Annotated in this window: 11 protein-coding genes; 6 read left to right on the forward strand and 5 right to left on the reverse strand. The window is 62.9% G+C overall.

Annotated features, from left to right (window positions below; translation table 11 throughout):
* Positions 1–77 precede the first annotated feature (77 nt).
* Together LOY22_RS11740 and LOY22_RS11745 are read left to right on the forward strand one after the other, a co-directional pair.
* A complete protein-coding gene (locus LOY22_RS11740) occupies positions 78–4,973 on the forward strand; it encodes an NEL-type E3 ubiquitin ligase domain-containing protein (RefSeq protein ID WP_258597566.1) in 4,896 nt (1,631 codons plus the stop codon).
* 161 nt (positions 4,974–5,134) lie between these two features.
* Positions 5,135–6,169: a tRNA (adenine-N1)-methyltransferase gene (locus tag LOY22_RS11745; protein WP_258597567.1), complete on the forward strand. Its 1,035-nt coding sequence runs from the start codon at positions 5,135–5,137 to the stop codon at positions 6,167–6,169.
* Positions 6,170–6,202: 33 nt separating this feature from the next.
* Here the strand turns inward: LOY22_RS11745 and LOY22_RS11750 are convergent, their stop codons facing one another.
* Complete coding sequence (locus LOY22_RS11750) at positions 6,203–6,697, reverse strand: DUF934 domain-containing protein (protein ID WP_045198582.1); 495 nt, start codon at positions 6,695–6,697, stop codon at positions 6,203–6,205.
* Positions 6,681–8,333, reverse strand: a complete 1,653-nt coding sequence (locus LOY22_RS11755; protein ID WP_093383634.1) for a nitrite/sulfite reductase — start codon at positions 8,331–8,333, stop codon at positions 6,681–6,683. Before LOY22_RS11755 ends, LOY22_RS11750 begins: the two co-directional genes overlap by 17 nt.
* 217 nt (positions 8,334–8,550) lie before the next feature.
* Between LOY22_RS11755 and LOY22_RS11760 the strand changes: the two genes are divergently transcribed.
* Entirely contained in the window at positions 8,551–9,633 is a 1,083-nt protein-coding gene (locus LOY22_RS11760; protein WP_258597569.1) for an ABC transporter substrate-binding protein, read from the forward strand.
* Between the two features lie 261 nt (positions 9,634–9,894).
* Here the strand turns inward: LOY22_RS11760 and LOY22_RS11765 are convergent, their stop codons facing one another.
* Both LOY22_RS11765 and metH read right to left on the reverse strand, forming a co-directional pair.
* The gene (locus LOY22_RS11765; RefSeq protein WP_010223692.1) at positions 9,895–10,113 is read right to left on the reverse strand and encodes a DUF2970 domain-containing protein; all 219 of its coding nucleotides are present in this window, start codon (positions 10,111–10,113) and stop codon (positions 9,895–9,897) included.
* A gap of 124 nt (positions 10,114–10,237) precedes the next feature.
* Positions 10,238–13,945 carry a methionine synthase gene (gene metH / locus LOY22_RS11770; protein WP_258597570.1) on the reverse strand — a complete coding sequence of 1,236 codons (3,708 nt, stop codon included), beginning with the start codon at positions 13,943–13,945 and terminating at the stop codon, positions 10,238–10,240.
* Between the two features lie 156 nt (positions 13,946–14,101).
* On the opposite strand from metH, the gene LOY22_RS11775 reads away from it, so the two are divergent.
* The 3 genes from LOY22_RS11775 to nfuA all read left to right on the forward strand — a co-directional run bounded on the left by LOY22_RS11775 (position 14,102) and on the right by nfuA (position 18,191).
* Complete coding sequence (locus LOY22_RS11775; RefSeq protein WP_093383624.1) at positions 14,102–16,402, forward strand: fatty acid cis/trans isomerase; 2,301 nt, start codon at positions 14,102–14,104, stop codon at positions 16,400–16,402.
* Between the two features lie 112 nt (positions 16,403–16,514).
* Positions 16,515–17,537: an acyltransferase gene (locus tag LOY22_RS11780; protein ID WP_093383619.1), complete on the forward strand. Its 1,023-nt coding sequence runs from the start codon at positions 16,515–16,517 to the stop codon at positions 17,535–17,537.
* Positions 17,538–17,606: 69 nt separating this feature from the next.
* Complete coding sequence (nfuA, locus tag LOY22_RS11785; protein ID WP_045198594.1) at positions 17,607–18,191, forward strand: Fe-S biogenesis protein NfuA; 585 nt, start codon at positions 17,607–17,609, stop codon at positions 18,189–18,191.
* Positions 18,192–18,256: 65 nt separating this feature from the next.
* Here the strand turns inward: nfuA and LOY22_RS11790 are convergent, their stop codons facing one another.
* Complete coding sequence (locus LOY22_RS11790) at positions 18,257–20,716, reverse strand: TonB-dependent siderophore receptor (protein ID WP_258597572.1); 2,460 nt, start codon at positions 20,714–20,716, stop codon at positions 18,257–18,259.
* Between the last annotated feature and the right edge of the window lie 30 nt (positions 20,717–20,746).

Consider the following 20,746-nt stretch of genomic DNA (forward strand, 5'->3'; position numbering starts at 1 on the left):
ACGCCCAAGCATTAATTAGCACCCTGGCGGTGCTTGCGGCAGGTCTCCTAGGCATTCAAGCCAACAGGAGACTTGCCATGACCACCCCCTCTTCACTATCCGTTCCCGGCCTGCATGGCCCGTTCATTTCGCAACGCCTGCCGGCCTGGCTTCGCCATGCCCGGCCCGAAGACTTCGAGCGCATGGGCGCGCAGTTGCTGGCGCAGCAGCATGGCCGCGAGCAGCAAGACTGGTTTGCGACTGCCAGCGCAGCGGAACAAACGCTACTGGTCGATTACCAGCAGCGCAGCCGCCGCTCAGGCCAGCGCCTGGCCCGTGAGCTGAAAGACCTCAAAGGCATCGGCGCATTTTGCGAGCCCTTGCTCAGGGCCCGGCTCAACGCCGACCTTGGGGCCGAGCCTGATGTCGACTTCGATGAGTTCGTGCGCATCGAGCGTGAATCGGTGCTGCTGGGGTCAATGCTCAGGACTGTCCCGCGCCGCCAGAGCCTGATGCAGGCGGCATTGCAGAACTTTGCCGCCGACAGCGAGTTTGAAGCCGGCACTGCGCTGGCGCCCAAGGACGCTTTCTTTCTTGAACTGATACCGGGGACCGAGCAGGGCTACCCGTGTTTTCGCTATCGCTACAGGCAAAAGCTCGATATCGAACCCCAGGCGTTTGCCCGCGTATGCCATGACCTGGACCTGGGCGGGCAATACCAGCGGCACCTGAGCGAAGTGTTCGAGACACCGGCCAGCAGCGCCCTGCGTCGTAGCCTGGCAATCGAGCTGTACAAGGATCAGTTAAGGGTGAACCTGCAGGTCGCCTTCATGAAAAAACAGATCAGCGAGCGGGGACGTCAGGCCTTGCTCGATCTGTTGAGTGGCGTACGGGCGCCGCGCTGGAATGGCAAGCCCGTGCGTTGCAGCCAACTGAGCATGTTCGAAGCGCCGCTGTCCGATGTGCTGGTGATCGGGCCTGAACGCAACGACAATCGCGTCGAGCCGGTCATCCTCTACCTGCCCGGGGCGCCGGGCGCGGCGCTCAAGGAGTACCCCTCGGTCAAGGCTGCCAGCGACGACCTGAAGGCCCTGCTGCGCAAACCCGCGTACCAGTCACTGTTGCGCGGCTACGTTGCCCACCAATCGCAGCAGCATGTACTGAAACGGCTGGAGGAGGCGCTGTATCACTTGGTCAATGATGGCGATGGCCTGCACTGGCGGCGGCCGAACCCGGACGCCAACCTGCATGTGCGCGAGAGCTTCATCGACCAGGAACTGTTTGGCTACCTGCAGGACCGTCACCTGCAGAAGATCAAGGATGAGGCGCGGGCCCTGGCCGTGCCCAGCGCCGACGCCGATGACCAGGCCTGGCGCGAGCGCCTGGCTTACTGGGAGTCGATCGGTTTCAACCTGCTCAATGCCGCAGCGTTTTTTGTCCCCTCGCTCGGGGCGGTGATGGCCGCCGTGGCGGCGGCGCAACTGATCGGCGAGGTGGTCGAAGGTGCCCATGCCTGGGAGGCTGGCGAGCTGGCCGATGCCTGGACGCACTTTAAATCGGTCGGCCTCAATGTGGCCTTCATCGCCGGGCTGGGCCTTGCCGGCAGGGCCCTCGAGCCGGTTGCGGCCAGCGAAGCGATCAATCGCCTGGTCAAGGTCAGGCTGCCCGATGGTCAATTGCGCTTGTGGCAGCCTGCACTGGGCGACTACGTCCGGGACATCGACCTGCAAGGGGTCGAGCCTGATGGCAAAGGTCACTACCTGGTCGAGGGCAAGCGCTACATCCGCCTGGGCGACGACACTTTCGCCGTGGCCACAACCGAAACCGGGCAGTGGAGCATCCTCCACCCGGCAGACCCATCGGCTTACCGGCCTGTGCTTGAACACAATGGCCAGGGCAACTGGCGGGTGATCGGCGAGCAGCCACTGGGCTGGAGCCGCTTGCAGTTGTTGCAGCGACTGGGGCATGCCGCTGAGGGGCTCAGCGACGCCGAGCGGCTGCAGGCGGCCGATATCAGCGGGGTCAGCGATGATGTTTTGCGTGCCATTTACGCCACGCAGCAACCACTGCCACCGGTGCTGGCCGATACCTTGCAGCGTTTACGCCTGGACCGCCAGCTCGAAACCTGGATCGGCAACCTGCGCAGCGGCTCGCCGGGCGGCGTGGGCCGGGACTTTGCCGTGGTACTGGCCACCGAACTGCCCAACTGGCTGAACCTGCCGATCGAAGTGTTTCGCGGCCCCGAGTTATGGGGCGACTCAACGGTGTACGGCCTGGCCCGCTGGCCTGATAGGGCAACGTTCAAGGTGTTGATGAGTGAGCTCTACGCCAACCAGTTGCCCGAAGCCATACTGCAGCGCTTCGATGAACAGGCGATCAAGCGTCTGCTGGGTGCCCACGTGCAACCTGCTGATCGCCTTCAGGCACTGCGTAACGCATTGGCAGCGCGGGCGCAGCTCAGGCGTGCGGCGATATTCGAAAGCATCTATGCGACGCCTGTCCAGCAGGCGCAGGCAGAGGTGCGTCTGCTGCAACGGGACTTTCCCTTGCTGCCCCTGCAGGCCGCTGAAGAACTGCTCAACCATGCCACCCCGGGCGAACTGGGCACGCTGCAGCAAGCCGCCGCGCGGGTGCCCCTGCGCCTGGCCGAGGAGGCCCGGCTGTACCAGCGCCAGGTGCGCTTGAACCGTGCGTTCGAAGGGATCTACCAACCGCGTTTGGCCAGCCTGGACAGTGACCTGCTGATGCTGCGGCTGCTCGATCAATTGCCGGGCTGGACTGCCCGGGTTCACCTGCAAATGCGTGCCGAAACGTTTGATGGCGAGCTACTGGCGTCGGTTGGCGAGCCGAGCGGCGAACTCAAGACCCTGCTGCGCAAAGACCAGCATTACAGCGCCTTCGATGCGCACGGCAACGAACTGACGGTCAACGACGACATGGCCGGGGCGCTACTGCGGGCACTGCCGGACAGTGAACGCCAGTCACTGGGGCTGCAGATTGGCGAGCGGGATCGCTTGCAGGCGACGCTGGCGGCGTTGGCCTCGGCCGATCGGCTTCGCGCTTCACGCTTGCTCGGCCAGCAGCCGGTACGCCCCTGGTTGCGCTCGCCGCTGAGCCTGGCCGATGGACGCCTGGGCTACCCGCTCAGTGGCCGTGGGGCGGTGGGCAGTCGATTCGACAACAGCTTGCTGAGCCAGGTCCGCAGCCTGTATCCGATTCTGGAGCCGCAAGAGGCGCAGCGTTTGCTTCAGGAACTGGGCGCGACCGAGGTTGAGCAGGCCCAGGCGCTGGAACAGCGTCGGCAAGAGTACCGGCAGTTGAGTGAAACGTTGAAGCAATGGGCCGGCCAGGAGCAGGATTTAGGGTTTGGTGCGATGGTAGCCCCGGCAAACTCGCCGGCGCTGATTCGGGTAGTTGAACAAATCAAAAAGGCCTGGCGCCGGGAAACTGCCCGTGTCCACGCCGGTGACGGGCGCTTTATCGGCTACCGTCTGGACTTGAGCAACTGGCGTCTGGGCGTGCTGCCAGCATTGACGGCGGATTTCAGTCACATTGGCGACCTGGTTCTCTCGGCAATGGGCCTGCAAGCAGTGCCGGCAAGCTTTCTGCAGGTTTTCAGCAGGCTGCGCTGGCTCGACCTCAACGGCAACCGCCTGACCGGGCTTGACGAGGCAATCGGCGAGCTGCAGGGCCTGACCCGGCTACAAGTACGCCATAACAACCTGGAGATGACCGAGGCGACCCAGGCGGTGCTGGGGCGGCTCACGCAATTGAAACTGCTGTATCTGGATGACAATCCGCTGGGCCAGCCACCTGCAGTCGCAGCAATGTCGCAGTTGCTCAACCTGTCTTTGCGAAGCACCCAGATCAGCACCTGGCCTGACGGGGTGTTCGAGCTTGAGCGGCTGGTAGTGCTGGATTTGCGCCTCAACCGGATTCGCCATATACCCGAGGCGGTACTGCAGACCACGCCGCAGGTTGTGAGGGTCAATGGCATCACCAGCCTGCATGGCAATCTCCTGGATCAATTCAGCCTTGAGCGGCTCGAAACTTACCACCAGCGCACTGGCGTGAATTTCCAGGTAGTGCAGAACCTGCGCGGGCCGCACCTTGTAACACCTGAATCCCCTGTAACGCTCTGGCTGACCGGCGTCGACGCGGTCAGAGCGGAGCAAATCAAAAACGATTGGCGCGTTCTGGCTGACATGGCGGGAAGTGGCGAGTTTTTCCGTCTGCTCAACGATTTACCCGGCACCGCCGATTTTCGCCTCGATTACACCGGGTTGCGCGAGCGTGTACTGAACGTGCTCGCTGCTGCCAAAAGCGATACAAAAGTCCGCGCTTCGTTGTTCGAATTTGCCAATGGCTTGGATACCTGCGGCGACGGCGTCATTCTGGTGTTCAGCCAGTTTGAGGTGCTGGTGCTGGTGCAACAAGCGAAGCAAGCCGGGACAGTGGTCGGTGCCGAATACGCGCTGGTCAACCTGGCTCGTGGCACAAGCCGTCTGGATGCGGTGGAGCGGATTGCCTTGCGTGATATTGCTGTACGACGGGCGGCAGGGCTTCGGGTTGACGATGTGGAGGTGCGTTTGGCCTATCGCATTGGTCTGGCCGAACGCCTGGACCTGCCGGGGCAGCCGCAAAGCATGCTGTTCGGGCGCATAGCCAATGTGACCCAGGCGCAGCTTGACGCCGCCGAAAACGAGGTGCTTGCGGGGGAAACGCCGGAGTTCCTGAAGGCTGAGCTCTCGAGTCGAGACTTCTGGATCGAGTTTCTCAAAAATAATTACAAGTCTCGATTCGAAGAGGCCAACAAACCGATTTCTGCCCTGCAGAATCAGTTGGACCTCGACGCAGACACGATTACGTCCCAGGAATATAAGGAAAGAAGCGATGCCAACCTTGAAAAGGCAAAGGAGGTTGAGCGCGAACTGATCGAGACACTGACCGCGGATATCTGGAACAGCGTGCCGGACCAGGTTACCCATCTATAACCACTTGGCTCCCGTGCCTGGCCGGGTTCGGGAGCCGCTCTCTTACACATGCCATTACACAAGCACCGGCGTGACAGGTGCCGGCTGCGTAACACTTTGCCCTGGTGCGACTCCAGTCTCGATACATGGAATTTTTCCAAGAGTCTGCAGGAGTACGCCGCTTGAACAGTTTTTGCTCGCCATCGGCCCAAGCCGCATGTCAGCTACCGGTAGGGGCGTCCCAGCGACGTGGCCCGTTGCGTGCTGGGGAGCGTGTCCAGCTCAGTGATGAACGTGGCCATCTGAATGTCATCTGCCTGGCGCCGGGCGGGCATTTTCACACCCACAAAGGCTATCTTGCCCATGACCACATCATTGGCCGCCCGGACGGCTCGCGGGTAACTGGCAGTCAAGGCCGGCAGTACCTTGTCTTCAGGCCGCTGCTGAGCAATTTTATCCAGTCCATGCCGCGAGGTGCAGCAGTGGTCTATCCCAAGGATGCCGGCCAGATCGTGACCATGGCCGACATCTTTCCCGGGGCGCGGGTGGTCGAGGCTGGCGTTGGCTCCGGGGCACTGTCCATTGCGTTGTTGCGTGCTGTAGGTGACCACGGTTACCTGCACTCGATCGAACGCCGCGAGGAATTCGCCGATATCGCTCGTGGCAACGTCCAGAGCCTGTTCGGGCAGGCGCATCCGGCCTGGCGGGTAACGTTGGGAGATTTGCAGGAGCAGGTACTCAAGCACGAAGCTCCGGGTAGCATCGACCGTGTGGTGCTCGACATGCTGGCGCCGTGGGAATGCCTGGAGGCAATCGCCGAGGTGCTCGTCCCGGGCGGCGTCTGGATTAGTTATGTTGCCACCGTCACCCAGCTGTCACGTACGGCGCAGGCGATTTGCGCCGATAGGCGCTTCACCGAGCCACAGGCCTGGGAATCGATGGTTCGTGGCTGGCACCTTGAGGGGTTGGCGGTGCGTCCTGAACACCGCATGGTCGCGCACACCGGCTTCTTGCTGCTGACCCGGCGCTTTGCCGACGGGGCAGGGCCATTGGTGTCGGTGGGGCAGAAGAAAGCTTTTGCCGATGAAGACCTTCAAGCCTGGAACGCCATCGAGACGACCAGGCGCCCCACCTCAGGCCGCAAGCTGCGCCGGGCTGCGAGGGCTGCGGCAGAGGGTACGGGGTTAATGCAGGATGAGCAACGATCTGGAGATTGATCGCCGGGCGACTCGGGTCGCCCGGCAATGCATTCAGCGACGACGGAACAGCGGTTGCGGTTCGTCAGTGGCGGCCTGGTAGGTCACCGAGAAGTCCTGCAGGCTCTTCAGCGCTTCGACCGGGTCCTTGTCGGCACGCAGGGCAAAAGCATCGAAGCCGCAACGCTTCATGTAGAACAACTGGTCGCGCAGCACGTCGCCAATGGCGCGCAGCTCGCCGGTGAACTTGTAGCGGTCACGCAGCAGGCGCGCGTTGGAGTAGTTGCGCCCGTCGGTGAAGGCCGGGAAGTTCAGGGCAATGACCTGGAACTGGTTGGCCACTTCGCCGATTTCTTCGGCTTCTTCGTCGGCGTCCAGCCAGACGCCCAGGCCGCCGTCGCGGGCCTTGAGCATATGGCCGTGTTCACGCCACAGCTGCAGCGGCACGATGTAGTCGTCGCAGTTGGTCACTTCGTCGATGTTGAAATCCTTGGGCAGCAGGTGCCAGGTTTCGTCGACGATCTGGTTGTTCTTAATGATTCGCTGCATAGACGCGTTCCTTGAATGGGTCGATGCCAATACGTTGGTAGGTGTCGATGAAGCGCTCGTCTTCGGTACGTTTTTCAACGTAGACGTCGATCAGCTTCTCGATCACATCCGGCATGTCGTCCTGGGCAAAGGAAGGGCCGAGGATCTTGCCCAGGCTGGCGTCGCGGCTGGCGCTGCCCCCCAGGGAGACCTGGTAGAACTCTTCGCCTTTCTTGTCCACCCCGAGGATGCCGATATGGCCGACGTGGTGGTGACCGCAGGCGTTCATGCAACCGGAGATGTTCAGGTCCAGCTCGCCGATGTCAAACAGGTAGTCGAGGTCGTCGAAACGACGCTGGATGGACTCGGCGATCGGGATCGACTTGGCGTTGGCCAGCGAGCAGAAGTCACCGCCCGGGCAGCAGATGATGTCGGTCAGCAGGCCGATGTTCGGCGTGGCCAAGCCGTTTTCGCGCAGCTCCAGCCACAGGGCATGCAACTGGCTCTGCTCGACGTCGGCAAGAATGATGTTCTGCTCGTGGGAGGTGCGCAGCTGGCCGAAGCTGTAGCGCTCGGCCAGGTCGGCCACGCTATCCAGTTGCTTGTCGGTGAGGTCGCCGGGGGCGACGCCGGTAGGCTTGAGCGACAGGGTCACGGCGACGTAGCCAGGGCGCTTGTGCGCCAGCACGTTGCGCGCGCGCCAGCGGGCAAAGCCCGGGTGCTGCTGTTCGAGCTCACTGAAGTCGAGGTTGTCCAGCGCCTTGTAGTCCGGGTCGACGAAGTGCTTGGCCACGCGGTGCACTTCGGCTTCGGTCAGGGTGGTGCTGCCGCCGCGCAGGTGGGCCATTTCGGCCTCGACCTTCTCGGCGAACACTTCAGGGGTGAGCGCCTTGACCAGGATCTTGATCCGCGCCTTGTACTTGTTGTCGCGACGGCCGTAGCGGTTGTACACCCGCAGGATCGCGTCCAGGTAACTGAGCAGGTCCTGCCAGGGCAGGAACTCGTTGATGAAGGCGCCGACCACCGGGGTACGGCCCAGACCGCCACCGACCAGTACGCGAAAGCCCAGCTCGCCGGCTGCGTTGTACACAGGCTCCAGGCCGATATCGTGCACTTCGATGGCCGCGCGGTCGCTGCTCGAGCCGTTGATGGCGATCTTGAACTTGCGCGGCAGGTAGGCGAATTCTGGGTGGAAGGTGGTCCACTGGCGGACGATCTCGCACCAGGGGCGCGGGTCGATCACTTCATCGGCAGCGACACCGGCGAACTGGTCGGTGGTGACGTTGCGCAGGCAGTTGCCGCTGGTCTGGATCGCGTGCATCTGCACGGTGGCAAGCTCGGCCAGGATCTCGGGGATGTCTTCCAGGGCTGGCCAGTTGTACTGCACGTTCTGCCGGGTGCTGATGTGGGCGTAGCCCTTGTCGTAGTCGCGCGCGATCTTCGCCAGCATCCGTGTCTGGCGCGAGGTCAGCTGGCCATAAGGCACGGCGACCCGCAACATCGGGGCAAAACGTTGGATATAGAGGCCATTTTGCAGGCGCAGGGGGCGGAACTCTTCTTCGCTCAGTTCACCGGCCAGGTAGCGGCTGGTCTGATCCCGGAACTGCTTGACGCGGTCCTCGATGATCCGCTGATCGTACTCGTCGTATACGTACATAGGGGTCCTGTTCTCAAGCTGCTTGCAGCTAATCGCGCGCACGGCCGCGCACTCCGGTGCGGAGCCGAGGAAAGATAGCAGTTTGCGTTTATGCGCAAAAGTGAAGTTTTTGCATATGAAAAGAACCATTTGGACTAAGTGAGACTGACTGGCATTTGTCCAATGTGCCACTACGGGCGGTTATAATTGCCGGTTTGAATAGCGGGAGCGTCAACGCATGCTCAAGGCCTTGTGCCAAAGCCTTTGCCTGAGCCTGCCACTGGTGGCCGGTGCGCAGGCGGCTTCAGTGGTGTTTCTCAATCCGGGCTATTCCAACGAGACTTTCTGGGTCAGTTATTCGCGTTTCATGCAGGCTGCCGCCGACGATCTGGGCCTGCAGTTGCGTATCCAGTACAGCGAGCGCCGGCCGGAGCTGGCGCTGACCCAGGCCCGTGAAGTGCTCGAAGGCCGTCAGCGCCCCGATTACCTGGTGCTGGTGAACGAGCAGTACATTGCTCCGGAGATCATCCGCCTGTCCCGCGACAGCGGGGTAAAGCTGTTCCTGGTCAATAACGGCCTGACACCGAATCAGGTCGAGCTGATTGCCAGCCACCCGGACAAATACCCGCCCTTGCTCGCCACCCTGGTCGGCAATGACGAGCAGGCCGGCTACCAGATGCTCAAAACCCTGATTGCCCTGCGTGCCCGCCCGGGGGTGACCCGGCCGTTGGAGCTGCTGGCGTTTTCCGGGCTCAAGACCACCCCGGCCTCGCAGTTGCGCGAGCAGGGCATGCGCCGCGCCCTGGCCGAGCACCCCGAGGTGCGCCTGCGCCAGGTGGTGTATGGCGGCTGGGGCCGCGAGCGTGCCTACGAACAGGCCCGCCAGCTGTTACAGCGCTACCCGAAGGTCGAGCTGGTGTGGTCGGCCAACGACGAAATGGCCTTTGGCGCCATGCAGGCGCTGGAGGAAGCTGGGCGCGTGCAGGGCAAGGATGTGCTGCTGAGCGCCGTCAACAGCTCGCCGGCGGCGTTGCAGGCGCGCATCGACGGGCGCCTGAGCGTGCTCATGGGCGGACACTTTTCCCTCGGCGGCTGGGCCATGGTGTTACTGCACGATGATGCGCTGAAACTGCCAATCGACCGAGATGGCCGGCGCGATTACCAGGTGCCGGTGCTGCAGATGATCGACCCGCAACGGGCCCGGCGCTGGCTGAACCTGCAGGATCAAGCCGACTACGGCCTGGATTTCAACCGTTTCAGCGCTCAGGGCCATGCGCCGGATTACCGCTACCCGTTTCTCAACGCCCCGGTCGAATATTGAAATACCCCTGCTTGAGCAATGGCCATTGCTGAACTTAACTGCTACGGGTGACATGCATTCCCATAAACACTACAAGAGGCGATGCAATGGGAAATTCGACCAAAGCGGGTAAGCCTGACAGCAGTGTCGATGCCTGGGCGATACTCTGTCTGATCATCCTCGTGGTAGTGACCGCCGTGTACTGGGTCAGCCACCAGTGACATCACCCGATGGGTAACAGTGAACCGCCCGCAGAATGGACATCTGCGGGCGGACTGCTTTTCAGCGGGCGGTCAGGTGCATGGCCAGTTGCACCAGCCCGATCAATACCAGAATGAACAGCAAGGTGAACACGGTGCCCAGCGCGATGAAGTGGCTGGCCTTGCCGTGGTTGAAGTCGCGGGCGCGGTTCTTGCCGCTTTGCACCCCGAAGGCCGCTGCCAGGATGCTTTGCAGCATCTGCCAGAAGGTCGGGGGTTTGCCTTGGGCGGGTTCGTCCATGAGGGGCTCCTTATAAAAGCCATCCCCCTCAGTGTAGACGGTAGCTGCAAGCTATGAGCTACAAGCTACAAGAAGCTGGTGCGCCTTCTTGCAGCTTGCAGCTTGAAGCTTGAAGCTTGAAGCTTCAGTTGTCATAACCAAGGTTAGGCGCCAGCCAGCGCTCGCTCACGCTCAGCTCCTGGCCTTTGCGCGCGGTGTAGCTCTGCACCTGGTCCTTGTCGACCTTGCCGACGGCAAAGTACTGCGCCTGCGGGTGGGCGAAATACCAGCCGCTGACCGCCGCCGCCGGGAACATGGCGAAGTGCTCGGTGAGGAACACGCCGCTGGGCCCGGTTTCGCCGATGGCGGTGCCGTCGAGCAGGCGGAACAGGGTTTCCTTCTCGGTGTGGTCCGGGCAGGCCGGGTAGCCCGGGGCAGGGCGGATACCCGAGTACTGCTCCTTGATCAGCGCCTCGTTGTCCAGGTGCTCGTCCTTGGCGTAACCCCAGTAGTCTTTGCGCACCTGTTCGTGCAGCCACTCGGCGCAGGCCTCGGCCAGGCGGTCGGCGAGGGCCTTGACCATGATCGAGTTGTAGTCGTCGCCCTTGTCCTGGTACGCCTTGGCCACTTCCTCGGCGCCGATGCCGGCGGTGGTGATGAAACCGCCGACGTAATCGGTGATGCCGGTGTCTTTAGGTGCGACGAAGTCGGCCAGGGAGAAGTTCGGCTTGTTGTCCGGCTTGATGGTCTGCTGGCGCAGGTGGTGCAGGTGCGCCAGTGGCTGACCATCGGCGCCATAGACTTCGATGTCGTCATGGTTGACCTGGTTGGCCGGCCAGAAACCGAACACCGCGCGGGCGCTGATCAGCTTTTCGTCGATCAGCTTGGCGAGCATTTCCTGGGCATCCTTGAACAGCGCGGTCGCGGCTTCGCCGACCACTTCGTCAGTGAGGATGCGCGGGTACTTGCCGGCCAGGTCCCAGGAGATGAAGAACGGCGTCCAGTCGATGTACTTGGCCAGTACCTTGAGGTCGATGTTCTCCAGTACCTTGACGCCGGTGAAGCTCGGCACCACCGGCTGGTAACCGGCCCAGTCATACTTGGGCTTGGCGGCGATCGACTGCTCGTAGCTCAGGCGCTCGGTGCGGGCGCTGCGGTTGGCGGTGCGCTCGCGCACCTCGATGTAGTCCATGCGGGTCTTCTCGACGAAGCCTGGCTTGAGTTCCTTGGACAGCAACTGGGTGGCGACACCCACCGCACGTGAGGCGTCGGTGACGTAGATCACCGCGTCGTTGCTGTACTTGGGCTCGATCTTCACCGCCGTGTGGGCCTTCGAGGTGGTCGCGCCGCCGATCATCAGCGGCAGGTGGAAGTCCTGGCGCTGCATTTCGCGGGCAACATGGACCATCTCGTCCAGCGACGGGGTGATCAAGCCGGACAGGCCGATGATGTCGCATTTTTGCTCGCGGGCGGTCTGCAGGATCTTCTCGGCCGGGACCATGACGCCGAGGTCGACGATGTCATAGCCGTTGCAACCGAGCACCACGCCGACGATGTTCTTGCCGATGTCGTGCACGTCGCCCTTGACCGTGGCCATGAGAATCTTGCCCTTGGCTTCGGGCTTGTCGCCTTTTTCCAGTTCAATGAAGGGAATCAGGTGCGCTACCGCCTGCTTCATCACCCGCGCCGACTTGACCACCTGGGGCAGGAACATCTTGCCGGCGCCAAACAGGTCGCCGACCACGTTCATGCCGCTCATCAGCGGGCCTTCGATCACCTCGATCGGGCGCGCGCATTGCTGGCGGCACTCTTCGGTGTCTTCCACGATAAAGGCGGTGATGCCCTTGACCAGCGCATGTTCCAGGCGCTTGCCAACCGGCAGCGAGCGCCATTCCTCGTTCTCGACTTCCTTGACCGCGCCACCGCCCTTGTAGTCGTCGGCGATCGCCAGCAGGGCGTCGGTGCCTTCCGGGGTGCGGTTGAGCACCACGTCTTCGACCCGCTCGCGCAGCGCCGGCGGGATCTCGTCGTAGATCTCCAGCTGGCCGGCGTTGACGATACCCATGGTCAGGCCGTTCTGGATCGCGTGGTAGAGGAACACCGAGTGGATCGCCTCGCGCACCGGGTTGTTGCCACGGAACGAGAACGACACGTTGGAAACACCGCCCGAGCTCAGGGCGTAGGGCAGGTGGTCGCGGATATAGGCGCAGGCTTCGATGAAGTCGACGGCGTAGTTGTTGTGCTCCTCGATGCCGGTGGCAACGGCGAAGATGTTCGGGTCGAAGATGATGTCTTCGGCCGGAAAGCCCACTTCGTTGACCAGGATGTCGTAGCTGCGCTGGCAGATCTCGCGCTTGCGTGCGGCGGTGTCGGCCTGGCCGACCTCGTCGAAGGCCATCACCACCACGGCGGCGCCGTAGCGCTTGCACAGCTTGGCGTGATGCTTGAAGGCCTCGACGCCTTCCTTCATCGAGATCGAGTTGACGATGCCCTTGCCCTGGATGCACTTGAGGCCGGCTTCGATCACTTCCCACTTGGAGGAGTCGATCATGATCGGTACGCGGGAGATGTCCGGTTCACCGGCGATCAGGTTGAGGAACTTGACCATGGCCGCCTGGGAATCGAGCATCCCTTCGTCCATGTTGATGTCGATCACCTGGGCGCCGGCCTCGACCTGCTGCAGGGCGACTTCCAGCGCTTCGGTGTAGTTCTCTTCGCGGATCAAGCGGGCGAACTTGGCAGAACCGGTGATGTTGGTGCGCTCACCGACGTTGACGAACAACGAGTTGCGGTCGATGGTGAACGGCTCAAGGCCCGACAGCCGGCAGGCCTTGGGGATGTCGGGAATGGCCCGTGGCGGGTACTTGGCGACCGCTTCGGCAATCGCCTGGATATGCCCCGGGGTGGTACCGCAGCAGCCGCCGATGATGTTCAAGAAGCCGCTGGCGGCGAACTCTTCGACCACCACGGCCATTTCGGCCGGGGTTTCGTCGTACTCACCGAAGGCGTTCGGCAGGCCGGCGTTGGGGTGCGCCGAGACATGGGTGCCGGCTTTGCTCGACAGCTCTTCGAGGTAGGGGCGCAGGTCCTTGGCACCGAGGGCGCAGTTCAGGCCCACCGAGATCGGGTTGGCATGGCGCACCGAGTTCCAGAACGCTTCGGTGGTCTGCCCCGACAGGGTGCGGCCGGAAGCATCGGTGATGGTCCCGGAGATCATGATCGGCAATTGGACGCGGTCTTCCTCGAACACCTGCTGCACGGCGAAGATCGCCGCCTTGGCGTTGAGGGTGTCGAAGATGGTCTCGATCAGGATCAGGTCGGCGCCGCCAGCGATCAGGCCGCGGGTCGCCTCAAGGTAGTTTTCTACCAGCAGGTCAAAGGTGACGTTGCGATAGCCCGGGTCGTTGACGTCCGGGGAAATCGAGCAGGTGCGGCTGGTGGGGCCGAGCACGCCGGCAACGAAGCGCGGTTTGTCCGGGGTTTCGAGGGTCTTGGCGTCGGCGACCTGACGGGCGATGCGTGCGCCTTCGAGGTTAAGCTCATAGGCCAGCGACTCCATGCCGTAGTCGGCCTGGGAAATCTGCGTGGCGTTGAAGGTGTTGGTTTCGAGAATGTCGGCGCCGGCGTCCAGGTAGGCCTTCTCGATGGCGGCGATGACGTCGGGGCGCGACAGCAGCAACAGGTCGTTGTTGCCTTTGACATCGCTTGGCCAATCGGCGAAGCGCGTGCCACGATAGTCGTGTTCCTCGAGGCGGTAGCTTTGGATCATAGTACCCATGCCGCCATCGAGAATCAGGATGCGCTCTTTGAGTGCTTGCTGAAGTGCTTGGAAACGAGCGCTGCGGTCAGACATAGGACTACCTGGTCGGGCAAAAACAAAAGTTGCGGAATAATAACAAAGCTGCGCGGTTTTTAGACGTGTTGAAGATTTACATGAATTTCATTCATGTTGGCACGCCGCCAGCACCGGTAGAATCGTGAAGCTATCAATACCCAGGACATTCGGCACATGGTGCATCGCTTTCTTGCCGGCGCTTTCGCTCTGTTCATCAGCGGCGTGGCGTTGGGGCAAGCCCCTCAATCAAGCTCGGCTATTTCGTATACCCGGGACATCCAACCGATCTTCACCGAGAAATGCGTGGCCTGCCACGCCTGCAACGACGCGGCCTGCCAGCTCAACCTGGGCAGTGCCGAGGGCGCCTCGCGCGGTGCCTCCAAGGTGCCGGTGTACCAGGGCGAGCGCAGCAAGGCGGTCGCGCCGACGCGCTTGTTCTACGATGCCACCAGCACCGAAGGCTGGCAGCGCAAGGGCTTTTACTCGGTGCTCGACAACCAGGGCAGCCAGGCCGCGCTGATGGCGCGCATGCTCGAGCTTGGGCACAAGACCCCGCTGACGCCCAACGCCAAGTTGCCCGAGGAGATTGTCCTGGGCCTGAACCGCAACAACATGTGCCCATTGCCCGGGGAGTTCGACGCCTATGCCGGCGCGCACCCGAAAGAGGGCATGCCGCTGGCAGTTACCGGCCTCACCGATGCCCAGTACCAGACCCTGCAGCGCTGGCTGGCGGCCGGTGCGCCGGTAGAGCACGAGCCGATCCAGCCGAGCGCCAGGGAGGCCGCGCAAATTGCCGACTGGGAAGCGTTGCTCAACCGCCCCGGTTCGACCGAAGCGCTGGTCGGGCGCTGGCTGTACGAGCACCTGTTCCTTGCCCACATCCACTTTGTTGGCGGCGAGCAGGGGCATTTCTTCCAGTGGGTACGTTCGCGCACCCCAAGCGGCCAGCCGATCGACCTGATCGCCACGCGCCGGCCCAACGACCCGCCGGGCACCGACTTCTATTACCGGCTGATGCCGGTGCAGGGCGTGATCGTGCATAAAACCCACATCACCTACCCGATGGGCCCGCAGAAGCTCAAGCGCGTCAAGCAGCTGTTCTACAGCGGCGACTGGCACGCCAATGCGCTGCCTGGCTACGGCCCGCGTCACCGCGCCAACCCGTTCGAGACCTTCGAAGCGATCCCGGCGGTGGCCCGTTACCAGTTCATGCTGGATAACGCCGAGTACTTCGTGCGCACCTTCATCCGCGGCCCGGTGTGCCGAGGCCAGATTGCCACCGACGTGATCCGCGATAATTTCTGGACGCTGTTCCAGGAGCCGGCCCACGACCGTTACCTGACCGATGCCGAGTACCGCGGCCAGGCCACGCCGCTGCTGGCGATGCCCGGGCAGATCGACGACGTCGGCAGCATCCTGACCCTCTGGCATGCCTACCGCGACAAGCGCAACGAGTACGAAAAGCTGCGCCGCGAGGCCTATGCCGAAGTGCCGCCGCCGAGCTGGTCGACCCTCTGGGCCGGCAACGACAACGCGCTGCTGACCATCTTCCGTCACTTTGACAGCGCCTCGGTGAGCAAGGGCCTGATCGGTGACGTGCCAAAAACCATCTGGCTGTTCGATTACCCGCTGTTCGAACGCACCTACTACCAGCTGGCGGTCAACTTCGATGTCTATGGCAACGTCTCGCACCAGGCGCAGACGCGGCTGTACTTCGACCTGATCCGCAATGGCGCTGAGGTCAACTTCCTGCGCCTGATGCCGGCCGATGCCCGTGGCGCGATCCTCAGCGACTGGTACCAGAACGGCGGCAAGGTGAAGATGTGGATGGACTATGAGGACATCGACACCGACACCCCGAGCGCACTGAAACTCGACAAGCGCGACCCCAAGCGTGACTTCGGTCTCAAGCTGATCCAGCGCACCGGCAGCCTCAACGCCGCGCCCGACCCGATCAACCGCTGCCAGGGCGCCTATTGCTCGCGGCCGCAAATGAGCGAGGAGTTCCGTGATGTCGAGCAGTCGCTGAGCCGCCTGGTCTCGCGCCCGGCGGCGGGCCTTAAGGTGATCAATCAGTTGCCTGAAGCGACCATGCTGCGCATCGAAGGGCAGGGCGGCCAGCGCCAGGTCTACAGCCTGTTGCGCAACCGCGCGCACAGCAACGTCGCCTTCATGCTCGGCGAGGCCTACCGCTACCAGCCGGGCCTGGACACCCTGACCCTGGTGCCGGGCGTGCTCAGCAGCTACCCCAACTTCATGTTCAACGTTCCGGCCAGCGATGTGCCGGAGTTCGTCGAAGACCTGGAAGCGGCTCGCGACGACACCGCCAGGTTCGAGCGCATCGTCATGCGCTGGGGTGTGCGCCGCAGCCATCCGCAGTTCTGGCAGTACTTCCACGACCTCGACAGCTACATCAAGGAGACCGACGCGGTGGAGTCGGGGGTGCTCGACATGAACCGCTACGAGAACCTGTAAGCATGACCGCCGGGAAGGTCGCCTGACCTTTCCCGGCAACCTGTGGTCCGAGCTCTCATGCGGCCCCGGTTCCGGCCGGGGCTTGAGTGGGACTTGAGACGCAGGTAACCGGATGCTGTATTCGCTTCAGGCTTTAAGGGCGCTTGCCGCCTGGGTGGTGGTTTGCCATCACTTCATGCAGATTTTCTTCGACTTCCATGCCAGTGGCCCGATTGGACAGTTCTTGACTGACCGCGGCGCCGTGGGCGTGGATGTGTTCTTCGTCATCAGCGGTCTGGTGATCTACCTCTCGACCCGCGACAAGGCCATGCCGGCCCGTCGCTTTCTGCTCAACCGGGCGCTGCGCATCGTGCCGGCCTACTGGTTCTACACCGCACTGATGGCCTTGCTGCTGGTCGCCGCCAGCCAGTGGATGCCGCACCAGGCCATCGACCTTGAGCATTTTCTCTTGTCGTTGCTGTTCATTCCGGCCGAGAACCCCGGCGGTTACGGCCAGTACCCGACCCTCAATGTCGGCTGGACCCTGAACTACGAGATGTTCTTCTACCTGCTGTTCTCGCTGGTGTTCGTGGTCCGCCAGCAACACCGGCTATTGCTGGTGGCGTTAGCATTGCTGCTGGTCAGCGAGGTGCTGACCCGCGCCGGGCTGCTCAATCACTTCTACCGTAACAATATCGTCTATGAATTTTTGCTCGGTATCGGCATCGGCGTGCTCTACCGGCGCGGATGGATCGCCCAGGGCCTGTGGCTGCCGCTGGCGATCCTGGCGGCGGCGGGGCTGGCGATCTATCACCTGGATGCCTCGATGCGCTTGCTGCACTGGGGCGTGCCGAGCGCGTTGATTGTTTTCGCCTGCATTGCCTTGGAGCCGTACTTCAAGGGCAACCGCCTGCTCAAGGCGCTGGGCGATTGCTCGTACTCGGTGTACCTGATCCACGTGCTGGTGCTGTATGCCGGCTGGTTTGCAAGCGAGCGCCTGAACCTCAGCCCGTATGCGGTATTTGCCCTGTGCGTACCGTTGATCGCCGGGCTGTCGTGGGCCAGTTACCTGCTGCTGGAAAAGCGTTTGTACCGGCGCATGAGCGCCTGGTTCGAGGCCCGGCGCGGCACGCCGGTGGCGGTAACCCTTTCCTGACAGAATTACTAGGACTTTGTTCGGCGGCCAGGTTGGCGTAAACTGCCGGCAAGTCTGTGAGGAACTTCCATGAGCGCCATAACTATTACCGACGCCGCGCATGATTACCTGGCCGATCTGCTGGAAAAGCAGAACACCCCGGGTATTGGCATTCGCATTTTCATTACCCAACCGGGCACCACCTACGCTGAAACCTGCATTGCCTACTGCAAGCCGGGCGAGGAGAAGCCGGAAGACGAGGCGGTAGGTCTGAAGACCTTCACTGCCTACCTTGACGCGGTCAGCATTCCGTTTCTTGAGGATGCCGTGGTCGACTACGCTACCGACCGCATGGGCGGCCAGCTGACCATCAAGGCGCCGAACGCCAAGGTGCCGATGGTCAACGAAGACAGCCCGGTCAACGAGCGCATCAACTACTACCTGCAAACCGAGATCAACCCGGGGCTGGCCAGCCACGGCGGCCAGGTCAGCCTGATCGAAGTGGTCGAGGACGGCATCGCCGTGCTGCAGTTCGGTGGTGGTTGCCAGGGCTGCGGCCAGGCCGACGTGACCTTGAAGGAAGGCATCGAGCGGACCTTGCTCGAGCGCATTCCCGAGCTCAAAGGTGTGCGTGATGTGACTGACCACAGTCAGAAAGAAAACGCTTACTACTAAAGTCTGATCACGGGTCAAGCACGCTTCTTGTGGGAGCGGGCTTGACCCGCGATGGTTTTCAAGCCTCAAAAGTCATAACTGACACTCGCATAGTAAAACGCCCCCTGCGCCCCCTCCGGCGAGGTAATCGAATACTTCGGCACCCCATACAACTGTGGCCCATCGAGCTTATCCGGATGGCTGTCGAACAGGTTGATCGCGCCCACCGATAATTTCAGCCCCTGGTCGAAGCTGTAGCTCAGGTCCAGGTCGGTGATCCACTGCGCGCTGAAGGTCTGGTCCAGGTCCGGGTTGCTGCTGTTCAGGCTCTGCCACTCGCCATAGCGGCGCTGGGTCAGGGTCACGCCCCAGTTCTCGTACAGCCAGTTGGCGCTCAAGGTCAGTTTGTCTTCCGGCGTGCCGTGTTCGATCAGGCCTTGGGTGGCGCGGCCGACGATCTGCTCGCCGCTGATGCCGCCGACATCGCGCAGCTCGGTGATCCGCGTGCGGGTCTTGGCAAAGCCTGCGTTGAGGTTGAGCCGGCCAAACGGCTGCAAGTCCCACTGGTACTGCCCGGCCAGCTCGACGCCGTCGGTGCGGGTGTCGGCGATGTTGGTGTAGAACGCCGCGCTCTGGATGTTGGCGTAGGGCGTGCCGGCAAAGATCGGCCCGACCACGTTGCCCGGCAGCTGGTCGGAGAGGGTGATGCGGTTGTCGATATCGATGCGGTAAGCGTCGAGGGTCACTGAGGCATTGCTCAGTGGCCGCCAGACCAGCCCCAGCGACAGGTTGGTGGACTCTTCCGGCTTCAACGCCCGGCCACCCAGCAAGGCCGCTTCCGGGCTGTCGGCGCGCAGGGTGCGCTGCTGCACCTCGACCCAGTTGCCGCTGCCCGAAGGCTGCTCGACTACCTGCACACTGAACGACGAAAGGCCGCTCTGCACCAGCGACGGCGCGCGGTAGCCGGAGCTGATGCTGCCGCGCGCGGCAATCTGCGGGGTGAAGTCGTAGCGCAGCGACAGCTTGCCGTTGGTGGTGTCGCCAAAGTCCGAATAGTGCTCGGAACGCACCGCCACCCCGGCCTGGAACGTGTCGGTGATCTGCCCTTCGACATCGACATAGGCACCGAGCACCTTGCGCTCAAGCGAGGCGGCATCGACCTGGGTGATGCCAGCGTAGTAACCGGGAATGCGCCGGCCAGTGAGCGGGTCGAGGGTGTTGAACAGCGGCCCGTTCTGCCAGCCGGCCGCTTCGCCGGCACTCAGGCTGTAGTGCTCCTTTCGCCAGGCCAGGCCCGCCGACAGGGTCAGCGGCCTGGCCAGCAGGTCGGTGGGGAAGTCGCGGACCCAGTCCAGGGTCAGGTTGGTCTGCTCGTTCTCGCGCTCGCCGGTGTAGATTTTATCCGGGCTGGCGTTGCCCCAGCTGGGGTTGATGGCATTGCGATCGGTGGACTTGAGCGTGTCGTTGCCGTAGTTGGCGGCCAGGTCGAACTTGCCCAGGTGTTCGTCTTCGTAACGCAGGCCACCCGTCACGGCGTAGTCTTCGAGGTTGTAGCGGGTGATCGGCAGGCGCCCGTCCGGGTAGCGCTGCAGGGCCACGCTGGCGTAGTTGTTGCGCAGGGTGGTCGGCGGGTCGAAGAAGCCTTCGGCGTCGGTGTTCTTGTGCGCGTAGGTGGCAAAGCCGTAGGCGCTCAGGCCGTCGCCGATGCCCAGCTCGCTGTTGGCCACCAGGTTGTACTGGTCCGAGACATTGCCCGAGCCCCAGTTCCAGGTGCGGTAGCGGTTGTTCTGTTCGCGCTCGCTGTTGATGTTGGTCGAGCCTGGGTAAAAGATCCGGTTGTCCGCGCGGGTGTCGCTGGCCGGGTCCTGGCTGCCGGCATCGAAACTCAGGTTGAGAAAGCCATCGTTGGGCAGCGCCAGGCCTTTCCAGCCGCTGAGCTTGCGCTGCAGGCCGTCGCCCTTGGCGTAGCCGCCGAAGCGATAGCCGAGGTTGCCACCGGCGTCGTTCTCTTTGAGCACGATGTTGATCACCCCGGCGATGGCATCCGAGCCGTACTGGGCGGCGGCGCCGTCACGCAGGATCTCCACCCGTGAGATGGCGCTCAACGGGATCAGGCTCAAGTCCACCGCCGCCGCGCCGCGGCCGTTGGCCAGGCCCTGGCGGGTGACGTTGGCGCTGCTGTGGCGGCGCTTGCCGTTGACCAGTACCAAAACCTGGTCGGAGGCCAGGCCGCGCAACGAGGCGCCCTGGGCGATGGAGCCGGCAAAGGCGCCTTGCGGCGACTGCGGGAAGCTGAACGACGGCGACAGCGCGGTGAGCGCCCCGGACAAATCCTGGGCGCCGGTTTCCTGCAACTGCTCGGCGCTGAGCACATCCACCGGGGCGGCGCTCTGCAGGGCGGTGACATCACTGCGGCGGGTGCCGACCACCACCACGGTGTCGAGCTTGCTGTCGCTGGCGCCCGGCGCCTGGGCGTAAACGCCGGGCGCGCCGAAGCCGCCGATGACCAGCGCGATGGCGCCAGCCAAGGGGGTAGGTCGGAACATGGGAACAGACTCCTGTAAGGCAGAAAGGAT

The sequence above is a fragment of the Pseudomonas sp. B21-035 genome (genome assembly GCF_024748945.1).
Classification (GTDB): domain Bacteria; phylum Pseudomonadota; class Gammaproteobacteria; order Pseudomonadales; family Pseudomonadaceae; genus Aquipseudomonas.